At 36.8% G+C, this 14,073-nt stretch carries 8 protein-coding genes; all 8 read left to right on the top strand.

The features are described from left to right. The first annotated feature begins 165 nt into the window (after positions 1-165). The 8 genes from clpX to hemA all read left to right on the top strand — a co-directional run bounded on the left by clpX (position 166) and on the right by hemA (position 13,884). Positions 166-1,437 carry an ATP-dependent protease ATP-binding subunit ClpX gene (gene clpX / locus ACFTQ7_RS05810; protein WP_386827689.1) on the top strand — a complete coding sequence of 424 codons (1,272 nt, stop codon included), beginning with the start codon at positions 166-168 and terminating at the stop codon, positions 1,435-1,437. Between the two features lie 229 nt (positions 1,438-1,666). Next, positions 1,667-3,991, top strand: a complete 2,325-nt coding sequence (lon, locus tag ACFTQ7_RS05805; RefSeq protein WP_386827688.1) for an endopeptidase La — start codon at positions 1,667-1,669, stop codon at positions 3,989-3,991. 4 nt (positions 3,992-3,995) lie between these two features. Continuing rightward, positions 3,996-4,577 (top strand): ribosome biogenesis GTP-binding protein YihA/YsxC, encoded by a 582-nt coding sequence (gene yihA, locus ACFTQ7_RS05800; protein ID WP_079563115.1) that lies wholly within the window; start codon positions 3,996-3,998, stop codon positions 4,575-4,577. 118 nt (positions 4,578-4,695) lie between these two features. After that, complete coding sequence (locus tag ACFTQ7_RS05795; RefSeq protein WP_079563116.1) at positions 4,696-4,869, top strand: YjfB family protein; 174 nt, start codon at positions 4,696-4,698, stop codon at positions 4,867-4,869. Between the two features lie 315 nt (positions 4,870-5,184). Next, on the top strand, positions 5,185-6,846 hold the full coding sequence (locus tag ACFTQ7_RS05790; RefSeq protein ID WP_386827687.1) for a hypothetical protein: 1,662 nt from the start codon (positions 5,185-5,187) through the stop codon (positions 6,844-6,846). A gap of 399 nt (positions 6,847-7,245) precedes the next feature. Continuing rightward, positions 7,246-8,697, top strand: a complete 1,452-nt coding sequence (locus ACFTQ7_RS05785; RefSeq protein WP_386827686.1) for an S-layer homology domain-containing protein — start codon at positions 7,246-7,248, stop codon at positions 8,695-8,697. Between the two features lie 19 nt (positions 8,698-8,716). Then, entirely contained in the window at positions 8,717-11,620 is a 2,904-nt protein-coding gene (locus ACFTQ7_RS05780; protein WP_386827685.1) for an S-layer homology domain-containing protein, read from the top strand. A gap of 899 nt (positions 11,621-12,519) precedes the next feature. After that, the gene (gene hemA, locus ACFTQ7_RS05775; RefSeq protein ID WP_386827684.1) at positions 12,520-13,884 is read left to right on the top strand and encodes a glutamyl-tRNA reductase; all 1,365 of its coding nucleotides are present in this window, start codon (positions 12,520-12,522) and stop codon (positions 13,882-13,884) included. Positions 13,885-14,073: the final 189 nt, after the last annotated feature.

The following is a 14,073-nucleotide window of genomic DNA, read 5'->3' as shown; positions in this document are numbered from 1 at the left end:
TTAAGTTAATGAAATGGAAACTTTGTGGCAATATTCATGTTTTTTGTACAATGAGTGTCAGAAATCTTGAACCATAAACGCCGTGGTGTAAATGGATGCAGACAATTTATTTGATAATGATTCAATAATCTTGTAAGATTGTTGCTTGAATAGGGGTGAAACATATTGTTCAAATTTAATGATGAAAAAGGCAATTTAAAATGCTCATTCTGTGGGAAACCACAAGAACAGGTACGTAAACTAGTTGCGGGTCCTGGTGTTTATATTTGTGATGAATGTATCGAACTTTGTTCAGAAATCGTTGTAGAGGAACTGGGCGTTGAAGAAGAAATTGAATTCCAAGATATTCCAAAACCGAAAGAAATCTTAACGATTTTAGATGAGTATGTAATAGGTCAAGAACGTGCTAAAAAAGCTTTAGCAGTTGCGGTTTACAATCACTACAAACGCATTAATACAAATAGTAAAATTGATGATGTAGAATTAGCGAAATCGAACATTGTGTTAATCGGCCCAACTGGTAGCGGTAAAACTTTATTAGCCCAAACATTGGCGCGTATATTAAACGTTCCTTTTGCTATTGCAGACGCTACTTCACTAACTGAAGCCGGCTATGTTGGTGAGGACGTTGAGAATATCTTATTAAAATTAATTCAATCAGCAGATTACGATATTGAGCGTGCTGAAAAAGGGATTATCTATATTGATGAAATCGATAAAGTTGCACGTAAATCTGAAAATCCATCCATTACACGTGATGTATCGGGTGAAGGTGTACAACAAGCACTTCTTAAAATCTTAGAAGGTACAGTTGCGAGTGTCCCACCGCAAGGTGGTCGTAAGCATCCTCATCAGGAGTTCTTACAAATCGATACTACGAACATCTTATTTATTGTGGGTGGAGCGTTTGATGGAATAGAGTCCATTATTAAACGTCGTCAGGGTGAAAAAGTAATTGGCTTCGGTTCAGATCCTAACAAAATTGATATGGAAGAAGGCTCAATTATGGCAAAGCTGATTCCAGAGGATTTATTGAAATTCGGCTTAATTCCAGAGTTCATCGGTCGATTACCGGTACTTGCTAGCCTAGAGCAATTAAACGAGGCTGCGCTTGTACAAATTTTAACAGAGCCTAAAAATGCACTAGCTAAGCAATATCAAAAAATGCTTGAATTAGATGGTGTTGAGCTTGAGTTTGATGAAGGTGCCCTTTCTGAAATTGCAAAAGAAGCAATTGAGCGAAAAACAGGTGCACGCGGTCTTCGTTCAATTATTGAGTCAACAATGCTTGATGTAATGTACGAATTACCTTCACGTGAAGACGTGAAAAAATGTATCATTACGGCAAAAACAATTACGGATAAAGAAAAACCGAAATTGCTTCTTGAAGATGGCACTGAACTCGATGAAGGTAGCGACACAAAAACTTCAGCATAACGAACAGACGTGGCTGTCTATTGTTATGAGATAAAGAGTAATTTAGCTGACTTCGATTGTGCAATATTCGCACATTCGACAGTCAGCTTTTTATTCATTCATACATAAAGCCAACTGTAATTAAATGAAATTTTTGGCTCAATTGATTAACTAGTGTGAATCAGCTTTTTAGACACATACTAGTAGCGTGGGAGTGAATAAGAAAATTTTGACGGAGGTGAATACCCGCATGGTGACAATACAAAAAACAACAAATGTACCATTATTGCCTTTACGTGGACTTTTAGTATACCCGTCGATGGTGTTACATATTGATGTGGGTAGAAATCGTTCTGTAGCGGCGCTAGAACAAGCGATGTTAGAGGACCAACTGATATTATTAGTAACACAAAAAGAAATGCATGATGAACAGCCTGATGAGCAAGATCTCTACTCAGTTGGTACGATGGCATATGTTAAACAGATGCTTAAATTACCAAATGGAACTCTGCGTGTTTTAGTGGAAGGTGTAGCGCGTGCAACATGGTCTAACTATCGGGCGTTAGAAAAATATACGGTTGTTGACATCGATGATAAGGAAGAAACAATCGATAAGGATATTGAAACACAGGCTTTAATGCGGACGCTGTTAACGTATTTTGAAAGATACGCGAAAGCCTCTAATAAGATTACTTCCGAAACCATCAGTACTGTGGCAGACATTGAAGAGCCAGGTCGTTTAGCGGACATCATTGCTTCACACTTGCCATTCAAGATTGCAGATAAACAAGAAGTATTAGAAATGCTCAGTGTAAAAAAGCGTTTAGACCATTTAATTATTCGTTTACATGATGAACAAGAAGTACTTGATCTAGAGAAGAAAATTAATACAAAAGTTAAGCAATCGATGGAGCGTACTCAAAAAGAATATTATTTACGTGAACAAATGAAAGCTATTCAAACTGAGCTAGGGGACCGTGAAGGGAAAACTGGCGAAGTCGCTGAATTACGTAAACGTATTGACGCAACAGGAATGCCTGAATCCACGAAAGAAGTAGTACTTAAAGAGTTGGATCGCTATGAGAAGCTACCGGCAGCTAGTGCAGAGAGTGGCGTAATTCGAAACTATATTGACTGGATTGTAGCACTACCATGGACAAATGCGACACAAGATCGCATGAATATCGCACATGCAGAGAATATTTTAAATCGTGATCATGATGGTTTAGAAAAAGTAAAAGAACGTATATTAGAATATTTAGCTGTTCGTCAATTGAAAGCATCGTTACGTGGACCTATTTTGTGTTTGGCTGGTCCTCCGGGTGTAGGTAAGACGTCATTAGCACGATCAATTGCAGAAAGCCTGGATCGCAAATTCATACGTATTTCATTAGGTGGGGTACGAGATGAATCAGAAATTCGTGGTCATCGTCGTACGTATGTTGGGGCAATGCCAGGGCGTATTATCCAAGGGATGAAAAAGGCAGGGACAATTAATCCTGTGTTCCTTTTAGATGAAATTGATAAAATGTCTAATGACTTCAGGGGAGATCCAGCAGCAGCAATGCTTGAAGTTTTAGATCCGGCTCAAAATAATACATTTAGTGATCATTACATTGAAGAACCTTATGATTTATCAAATGTATTATTTATAGCAACTGCTAATGATTTAAGTACAATTCCTGGACCATTACTAGATCGTATGGAAGTGATTTCAATTGCTGGTTATACAGAAATTGAAAAAGAGCAAATTACGAAAAATCATTTAATACCAAAACAGTTAAAAGAGCATGGCTTGAAAAAAACACAAGTTATTATGAAAGACGAAGCAGTAGTGGATATCATCCGTTATTATACTCGTGAAGCGGGCGTTCGCGGATTAGAGCGTCAAATCGCAACCCTATGTCGTAAAATCGCTAAGATCATTGTTTCTGGTGAGAAAAAACGAGTAACAGTAAGCTCGAAATCGTTAGAGGAATTACTCGGTAAACATCGTTTCCGATATGGACAAGCCGAGGAGGAAAATCAAATCGGTGTAGCTACTGGACTTGCTTATACAACTGTGGGTGGTGATACATTACAAATTGAGGTATCATTAACACCTGGTAAAGGAAAATTGCAGCTAACTGGGAAGCTGGGCGATGTCATGAAGGAATCTGCTCAAACCGCCTTATCGTATGTCCGCTCAAAAATGGATGAGCTAAAAGTGGATGCAGAATATTTTGAAACACATGATATTCATATTCACGTTCCTGAAGGAGCTGTTCCGAAAGATGGACCTTCCGCAGGTATTACAATGGCAACTGCAATTGTATCCGCAATTTTACACCGTCCAATACGCCGTGAGGTCGGCATGACAGGTGAAATTACTTTACGTGGGCGTGTACTCCCAATTGGGGGCTTAAAGGAAAAGACTCTCAGTGCGCATCGAGCAGGCTTAACGACAATTATTTGTCCGAAAGATAATGAGCGCGATATTGAGGATATTCCTGAAAGTGTACGCGAACAACTAACATTTAAACTAGTGTCATCGGCTGATGAAGTATTAGCCATTGCACTGGACGGAGGTATTTAAGAAAATGAAAGTCCATAACGTCGAAATGGTCATAAGTGCTGTAAGACCAGACCAATATCCAGAAGATGGACTGCCAGAATTTGCACTAGCCGGTCGTTCAAATGTGGGGAAATCCTCATTTATTAACCGAATGATCGGTCGTAAAGCTTTAGCACGTATTTCTTCTAAGCCCGGAAAAACACAAACGCTTAATTTTTACAAAATTGAAGAGCAATTGTTTTTCGTAGATGTTCCGGGTTATGGTTATGCAAAGGTTTCAAAGACTGAGCGTGAAGCATGGGGAAAAATGATTGAGCGTTACTTAACGGGGCGTCAGGAATTAAAGGCAGTCGTTCAAATTATTGACTTACGTCATCCACCTACAGCTGATGATCGCATGATGTATGATTTTTTGAAGCATTACAATATTCCTTGTATTGTCATTGCAACAAAAGCAGATAAAATTCCAAAAGGTAAATGGGATAAGCACAAAAAAATCGTGAAAGAAACGCTAGACATGGATAAAAATGATCCTATTATTGTCTTTTCTTCAGAAACAGGACTTGGTTTTGAAGAAGCTTGGCGTACTATTGAAAATAAAATGTAATAAGAAAACATCTATTGCGTCTATTATTTAGGACAGTAGATGTTTTTTTTATTAAAATGGATGGAATTGCTTGATGAATGAAATAACTGACCGATAAATTAAATAGGAGGTGGACTTAATGGATATCGCAGCTTTATCAATGGCAATGAATCAAGCAACATTAATGCAAAATGTATCTCTAGCTGTAACGAAACAGGCTATGGAGATGCAACAGCAAAATTCAGAACAATTAGTTGAAATGTTAGATGCTCCACATCCAACAGCTGGACATACAATTGACGTTCAAGTTTGATGAAGGAAGGTAGCTTGAAATTGGAAGCTACCTCTATCTTTGTGTCTAACGGTAGATTTAACTTCTTTCAGCGGATGGGTGGGCACCTGCTGAAATAGAGGAACTCAGTTTAAGAACGCCACGTCCTGGCAACGACTGAGTGACCAACATCGTGTTGCCTAAAGCCTCCGGCCGATTCCGGACGAAATTATGCCGAGGCATAATTGATAAAGTAAATTAAAAGTACTAAAATGTATCTTTTTAGATAGTAAAAACTACCAATAGTACGATATACTATTTATTAATAATTAATAACATTTTTTTAGGAGGTGGGATTTGTTGAAGAAAATTCCATACATACTAATGATTTTGTTACTAGCGGTTCTCGGGTTTTCATCAAATCAAACAGCACATGCTACCCAAATGGTGACTGGAACTTTTGTGGATGTAACATTTTCAGAATATGAAAATTCAAATGGAGTAATAGAAAAAAAGCTTAGTAAAATTACTTTGCAAAATGATAGCGGTCGTCAAGTTACATACAATATAAATAATAATGCCCGCCTGTATATTAATAAGACAGAGACAACAATCGAAGGCTTTAAGATGGGGATGAAAGTAGAAGCGGACATTTCCCTTCGAAGTGTTGTTGAGCTTCGAGGTACTTCTGATTCTACAAAGGAAACAGAATCTCCAACAGTTGCACACAATACGAAAACACTTGCCGGGGTAGTGACAAGTATCGATCCAAATGGACTATTCATTATGCTGAAGTCGGATTTTGGAAAAGAAACAACCTATTATATAAATAAAGATACAAGCTACCAAAAAAACTCCTCTGCAGCCGATATTAGCGCATTATATGTAGGGGATCGCGTTAAGCTTAGCCTTAAAAATCAAAATGCATCCATTGTCACAAAAATCGAAATTAGTGACACAGGTACATTAGTTGAAAACCTATATAAAGGTGAGATACAAACGGTTAATGCCAATGCAAATAAATTAACTGTAAAAAACCAACATGCTTTTATAAATTGGCAGTTTGGTTCTGATACAACAAAGGCTTTATCAACGATGAATTTTTCATCGAAAGTTCCCGTATATGTTGGAAACACAAAAATTAATAAAGATCAGTTGAAAAATTACATTGGCAGTGAAGCATATTATGCAACAGTTAAACAATTTGGCAAAGAAGTGATTGAAAAGATTGTTGTATTGAAAAACAACGAGCGAACTTACTACGAGCCTATGCTTTCTGTAGATACTAAATATCAATTATTTAAACTTAAATCTGCAGGTACAATATACTTCCACGATGGAACGATTTTAATTCGAAATGGTCGTTTAATCGAACCTACTGGTCTATTAGCTTATGGTACAGCCTTTGTTATTTCGGATGGTGCTGCACGTGATCATTATGCCCAAGTTGTGCAAGTAACAAGTGATAGTTTTATGTCACCAAACTTAGCAGGTCATGAGTTATATTATGGACGTTTATCACAAGCAGATGGCTATTTAATCGAAATTGATGATGCAATGAAGATCGAGTCAAATGTCTTCAAGAAAACAGATCGTACTGTACTATCTGTTAGTAATTCAACAAAAGCAATAGTAGATGATGGGAACAAAACATACAGTGTTGTTCCTGATATTGAACTTCATTTATATGAAGGTCAATATGGATACTTCTATGTGAAGGATGGACATGTACAGGCCCTTCATATTTTGAATAAAGCGAAACCTGTTGCACCATTAATGTTAACAGGTAAACTACAGTCAGTTAAATCGAAATTCCCAGCTGTAATCAATGTGAAGAGCGTTAGTCAATGGCAAAATGGTCGATGGTATGAAGCTGGTGAAATGATTGATATGAATATTGACCAAGCAACGATTATTAAAGCCGGTAAAGTTATTCAAGCATCTGATTTAAAACCTTCTGATCGTTTAGTAGTATTATCAGACCGTTTTATCAAAGCTCATTTAATATTAGTTGATTAACTTATTTCAGCGAGTGTTCAAACACCCGCTGAAATAGAGGAACTCAGGCTAAGAACTTCACATCCTGTGAAAACGCAATTATGCCGAGGCATAATTGATTAAAATCTGTGAGTTTTCTGCAAGTATATTTACCGCGAAGGTATTCAGTCTTAACCTTAAACTTTTTAGGTGTGTTGATTAGGTTCATCACCAAAGCGTCAGTAACAAAGCGCCCAGCCGGAACGGAATTCAACCACACGTTTTGGTGATGATCTGTTGAATGGGGGGAATTAGCATTATTTGTTACGAGTGTTCCTATCATTTTGCTTACATCAACACACCTGATTATTTTGTAATCTTAAATAATTGACAGCTCCAGATGCGGATATGCATGGAATGAAAGAGAGGAACAGAAAAAGAATGCGAAAACATTTATATAAAATAATGTTAGTAGTTCTTGCTGTATTGATTGTTGGGGCTACTATCCCAGAAAATGCATCAGCGTCTTCATTAGAAACAACGGGTGCTGTAAAAAATGAATATACATATGAGGAAGCTGTTTTCATTACAGGAACACCTATTATATTTAAAGGCACTAGTAAAGACATTAAAATTACGCAAAAAGAATCTAAAGGAAAATTAACTGAAACATATAGTTTAAAGCTAACAGCAAGTAACGGTGCTACATTGACACGAAATATTGCCTATGAATCTGATGTTGTAGATTATGCTACGATTGGTCAAAAAACATCGAATGGTGTTGTGAAAAAGTATACAGAGAAAATTGTTGCTGGGAAAATTACCTATACATTAGTTGATTACCAATTTTCACAAGGGACTGTAACGGACAATCGTGTAGCCTCTGATTATTTCTCAGGTAATGTGATTTCGAGAAAAACGTATTCCTATCAAACTGGGACTGGAAAAAATGCAGTCCAAAATACTGTGACAATTGATACTGATAGTCGTCATGCTGGCTATGAAAACTTCTGGGGAGCAACAGAAACACAAATTACCGAAGCTGTCTATAATTATAGCGATGGTAAGACAAGCCATGTGAAAAATCGTTTATCTACAAGTAAATCACGTGTACTAAACTATGAAGAAAACCTAGGGAGCTTAGGAAGCTTTGATGGTGGATATGCGGTAGTAAGTGAAAAGGATGTTATTTCTGAATATACATATGATTTAGCCTCTGGACAAAAAGGTACTCTTGACTTAGATACAGAATACATGCCGACAATTGAACGTTTAATTATTCCTAAGTTCCGTGATTTATCAAATCATTATGCGAAGCAAGCTATTGAAAAATTATACTCTTTAGGTATTTATACTGATGCAAGTAATTTCTTCTCACCGAATACCCCTATGAAGCGTATTGACTTCTCGACTGCGATTGGTAAGGCAGTTGACTTGCGTGTTATGGCAGAATCGAAAACGAAAAAATCGAAAACTACTACAAGTATTTTTAAAGATATTAAACGTACAGTAAAAGATTATGCTTATATTGAGTCTGCGGTTAATAAAGGAATTATTAAAGGTGTATCACCAGAGTATTTCAAGCCTGATCATCCAATTACTCGAGCACAAGCCGCTACGATTTATGTGCGTGCTTTAGGGCTTGAGAATAAGGCGCCAGATCCTGGCTATTTAACAAAGTTTAAGGATGATGCTCAAATTCCAGTTTACGCAAGAGACGGTATTTACATTGTCAATGAGTTAGGCTTAATGACTGGTGACCCTACAGGTCGATTTAATCCGAATCAACCATTAACGCGTGCAGAAGCATCAGTAGTATTAGAACGTTTTTTAAATTATTTGGAAAGTGACTTAAAACAAAACTATCGAGATGACATATTGTTCTTTAATTAAAGAAAGGACTGAGCAATAAATGACGTATGCTAAAAAAGCATTTCTATCCCTGCTATGTATCGTGCTAGTCCTGATGACAGCAACTCCAGCTGTGACTCAGGCAGCTACGACAATTAGGGATGTACCAACTACTAATAGTAAATACAAAGCTATTTCATGGGCAGTCGATAATGATTTATTCAAATTGGATAGCGCTAATAATTTTTCACCTAACGAACAGCTAACTGAGCAAGAGCTTGTTGTCTTGTTTGCAAAGTTAGATCGAAACTATGCATTATCATATAACGACAGTGTAGCTTATAACTTCTATAGTGATTTTTATTTACCGTTTAATGGTACCTATACAACAGCCAATCGTTCAAAAGCTGTTACACGTGGACAATTTGCACGTATATATGCTGCATTTAGAGGTTTAGATTTAGATGAGCCTCAGGCGGTTCAATATTTATACACGAATGATATTTCAACAGGAAATACTGGTAAAAAGACGTTTGCTGATTTCCAACCTTCTACAAAGCTAACTCGAGGAGATAGTGCTGAATTATTATACCGAAGTGTACAAAACGGCAACTTTGCTGTACTAGGATTAAAACGTACGGTTGCAGGACGTGATAACGACAAAATTACATTACCTCCGGGCTTCATGGGCTCTAGCAATACGGAATTTGAAGAGCCAAAGGATAATAATAATGATTTTACTGGACCGGAATATGTTAATAATGCTCTACAAAGTATTGATGTTGAAAAACCAGATTTAATCGCAAATGACCAAGATTCAACGCTCATTACTGTATCTTTAAAAGCTTGTAACGGTGATCCAATACCTGATGATAAATCTTATACATTCCGTGTAACTTCATCATATGGTGCCAAAATCGTTGACACATCAGGTGAAGCTGTTCGAAATGTACAATCAGATGGTTCTACTGTCTCTGCAATTGTAATAGCACCAAAATTAACAAAATCTGTCCGTGATACAATTTCATTTGAGCTTATTAATAACACGGATCCTGGTATGAAATGTCTTGTAGGTGAAAAACTGAATGCACATGTCCGTTACTCACCTCAGCCGGAAATGCGCATTGATTATCAAGTGTATGATCCAGCAAATACGGATGATGAAAATGGAAATGTAACACCTCCATATGTACCGTATGAAAAATTACCAGAGTTCTTTAAAGAAAATATTGTGAACGTTCATTGGATTGATAGAGAAGAAAAGCTATTTAGTATTGGACAACAAACAAATGTAACGAATGCTCTAGGAAATGTTGAAAATATTTATTTACAATATGGTGGCAATGATAAAAAATACCCTGCATTAGGATATGAAAATGCCATTTTACAATTTGAAAACTATAATATTTCCGTTTGGTTATTCGAAGAGATTATTGAAAAACGTATGAAGGATTCAATTAATGATACGATTGAAATTATGTATATGATTTCAGATGATGGGCGTCCAATTTATCGAATTCAAGGAATTGATGATGCGATTGCCTCACAGGTTGAGAATATTAACCCAGTCGGTGCTATTATTCAACTTATGGGCTACATGCCAGATGAAAAAAAACTGACACTCGAGCACTATGATAGTGTCATGAAAATTTATGCTATTTTTACAAGCTTGAGTAACTATGATCGAACAGTATTATTAAAATACCAAGGTGGTAAATTACTAGGTCAAGTAGAAGCCTATAAAAAACGAGTGGAAGCATTAAAGGAAAGCGAAGAAGCGGCATCAAGACCATCTGGTAAAGATCGTTACACGAAAGTAATGGTTACTTTAGTACGACCAGGTGGAGAAATTATTACTGACTATCAAGGAACGGTAAAAATTAAATTTGATGGAGTAGAGAAAACAGCTTCATTTGTTACAAATACTTCGGATTACTTAAATAATACAGGAAGCCCAGGGACAGCCGTTGCGTACTTTGACTCCGTTATTTATGGGAAATCAAAAGCTGAAGCAACATTAGTAAATAAAATAGATCCTCGTTATGCAACAATATTGAAGGATCTAAAGGATAAAACATTTACGAAGGAAATTTTTACAAATCCTTACTTTAGTAAAAATTCTTGTTCTTTAGCAACAGAAGTCGCTTACGTAGTTGATTACTCTGCTTCGATGAAAGCTTCTGATCAAACCAATTACCGTGGAAAGAAAATGATGGAAGTCATCAATCAAATTAAGGCAAAAAATAATATTGTGATTGAAACAAATACAAAAGCTACTGTTCTTGGAGAGGGAACGACAGACAATGTATTGAAAAAAGATCTGTATAAAGCATCGAAAGAGAAAGGTGCCACAGATATTTTTGCAGGTATTGAAATGGCACTGTCTAAATTTTCAAATGACTCAAAAACGTCAAAAGCTATTATTGTCGTGTCAGATGGTAAAACAAGTAAATCTAAGATGACAAAAGTGTTGAATGATGCAAAAAATAAAGGGGTTAAGGTTTACACTGTAAGTATGGGTAAAAAATCACAAGTCAATGATGCAATTTTAACGCAATTGGCTGCTGAAACGGGTGGTATTTACTACCACGCAATCGATAACTTACAATTACATCAAGTTTTCCAAAAAATTATTGATGCAATTTTATGTAAAACTTCGCCTTCAAGTTGCGTGAATCCAGAAGATATATTTGAAGAAGCGACAGTAACTCTACGCAAAGGCAATATTACAATGAATGCAAGAATCGATGGTAATTGCTCAAATGTTGCAAAGGTTAATGTACGATTCCCTTCTTTAAGTGGAGATGCGCAGTTTGAATTGAAAAAGCGTAGTGATAATGTCTACATGCTAACAAAAACAGTGCAAACAATGCAGGACTTCAAAGTTAATAATGAGATTGAATTTATAGCATATGATAAAGACGGTAAAATCATAGCTACAAAAACTACGACAATTACAAATTAAAAAATTAATACTCAAAAAAAGCTGAACTAATAGATACAATTAGTTCAGCTTTTTTGTGAAATATTTATATAGCATTCGCATAACGTGTTGTTGATTTCCGTTCCGGCTGGGCGCTTTGTTGCTGCCGCCTCGCTTTCGCACAGTTAAAACATTTGCCGCTGACGCTTCGCTTTCGCGCAGAGCAGAGCTTCCTGGGGGCGTCCGATGAGCCGCTTTTGGTGCTGCCGCTACGTTACCACTACGCTTTCGCACAGAAAACACCCGCTGCGCTGCAGGGTCTCGGGCCAGCACGATGCTGGTCACGAAGGCGTTATCACAGGACGTGATGGTTTTAGCCTTCGTTCCTCTATCGCTAATCCCCAAGGAGTCGCCCAGCCTCCACTCCAATCAACTTATCTTCATTATATATTTCAAAAAAAAATTTATACTAACCTTCTAAATGAACCGTTTATTTGATAAATGTATTAAATTTGGCAATATTACACCTAAAGATACTTTTGTGGTGAAGACAAATAAACAGAACCGTTTATCTTTTCTTAGTTTCATTTTGGACGATTTACCGATTCAAAGTATGTAGTCAATGACACACTTGAAGTGACCTTTATCAAATAGCTATTTTGCTTATGTTATGCCCATTTTTATGATTGTAGCCTGTAGCGGAAATCATTGTTTCATAGTATATAGTAGTGGATGAAAATGGTCATTCGAATTCTTTTTGAAAACTTCTGGTAAACATTAAATTTGAAACAGGAAGTATAATTTGTTACACTTAGTTTATAATAATTCTAATGTAGATGACGGATTTCAGTTCTTCATGACATGTTCACAAATTATTGATGAACTCTTGTCGAACTGTGCTATAATGAGATTTGTTAATTAGAACGTGAGAGGTGTTATTCATGCATACCATCGTAGTAGGCTTGAATTATAAAACGGCGCCAGTTGAGATTCGTGAAAAGTTATCATTCATAGAGAGTGAACTACCACAGGCAATGGAAGCGCTGCAAAAGGAAAAAAGTATATTAGAAAACGTTATTGTTTCGACATGTAACCGTACAGAAATATATGCAGTAGTTGACCAAGTGCATACTGGACGACATTTTGTTAAACAATTTTTAGCAAATTGGTTCGACCTGCCTGTGGAGACATTTTCTTCGTATTTAACAATTCGTGAAGAAGATGAGGCAATCGAGCATTTATTCAAAGTGACAGCTGGTATTGATTCGATGGTACTTGGCGAGACTCAAATTTTAGGACAAGTTAGAAAAAGCTTCTTAAATGGACAAGAGATTGGAACGACAGGAACGGTATACAATCAGCTATTTAAACAAGCAGTGACATTTGCGAAGCGAGCACATAATGAAACGGCTATCGGTGAGAACGCGGTATCTGTCTCTTATGCAGCAGTTGAATTAGCAAAGAAAATATTCGGATCTTTACAACGTAAGCATGTAGCCATTTTAGGTGCAGGAAAAATGGGGGAACTTGCTATTGAGAATCTTTACGGTAGCGGTGTAGGAAAAGTAACCGTAATTAACCGTACGTTCGAAAAAGCAGAAAGCCTAGCAGCTAAATTTGACGGTGAAGCAAAATCCATGAAGGAACTACAATGTTCGTTATTGGAAGCAGATATTTTAATTACGTCTACGGGTGCAACAGATTATGTGATTGACTATGAATTGATGCAATTTGTTGAACGTTTGCGTAAAGGTAAACCATTATTTATGGTAGATATTGCGGTTCCTCGTGATATTGATCCACGTGTTGGAGATTTACCGAATGTTTTCTTATATGATATAGATGATTTACAAGGCATCGTCGAAGCAAACTTAGCAGAACGTGAACGTGCTGCTGCTGATATTTCTTCGATGATTGGCAAAGAGATTGTGCAATTTAAAGATTGGGTTGCGACTCTTGGCGTTGTCCCTGTCATCTCGGCTTTACGTAAAAAAGCGAATCATATTCAAGAAGAGACAATGATTAGTATCGAGAATAAAATGCCAGATTTAACGGATCGAGAACGTAAAATTTTAAGTAAGCATACAAAGTCTATTATTAATCAATTGTTAAAAGAACCAATTTTACAAGCTAAAGAAATGGCAAATTCACCAAAAGCAAATGAACAGTTACGTTTATTCCAACAAATTTTCGGTATTGAGGATGCTGTGGAAGCTGAAGTTACTGCGATGACAGAACAAGAGCTTGAACGCAAAGAACACTTACAGTCGTCACAATCTTCCACTGAACCAAAGTATTCTTTCTAACTTCTTTCAGCAAATCTCTTTTGTAGCGAAAGCAAAGCGTGAGCTACAGAAGTCTCCTACCTCTATAGGTTGTGAGATGAATGCAAGTTAAAGTTACTTTTCAGCGGGTGTCCAAACATCCGCTAACATAGAGGAACTCAGTCTAAAAACGCCACGTCCTGTGGCAACGACTGAGTGACCAACATCTTG

Origin of the sequence: Lysinibacillus sp. NPDC056959 (assembly GCF_042674095.1) — a bacterium.
GTDB lineage: Bacteria > Bacillota > Bacilli > Bacillales_A > Planococcaceae > Lysinibacillus > Lysinibacillus zambalensis.
The sequence above is the reverse complement of the archived record's forward strand: the minus strand, read 5'-3'. Positions and strand labels throughout refer to the sequence as shown.

Coding starts and splice junctions, on each gene's coding strand:
- lon (WP_386827688.1), top strand. CDS start 1,667: ATGGTGACAATACAAAAAACAACAAATGTACCATTATTGCCTTTACGT.
- yihA (WP_079563115.1), top strand. CDS start 3,996: ATGAAAGTCCATAACGTCGAAATGGTCATAAGTGCTGTAAGACCAGAC.
- ACFTQ7_RS05795 (WP_079563116.1), top strand. CDS start 4,696: ATGGATATCGCAGCTTTATCAATGGCAATGAATCAAGCAACATTAATG.
- ACFTQ7_RS05785 (WP_386827686.1), top strand. CDS start 7,246: ATGCGAAAACATTTATATAAAATAATGTTAGTAGTTCTTGCTGTATTG.
- ACFTQ7_RS05780 (WP_386827685.1), top strand. CDS start 8,717: ATGACGTATGCTAAAAAAGCATTTCTATCCCTGCTATGTATCGTGCTA.
- hemA (WP_386827684.1), top strand. CDS start 12,520: ATGCATACCATCGTAGTAGGCTTGAATTATAAAACGGCGCCAGTTGAG.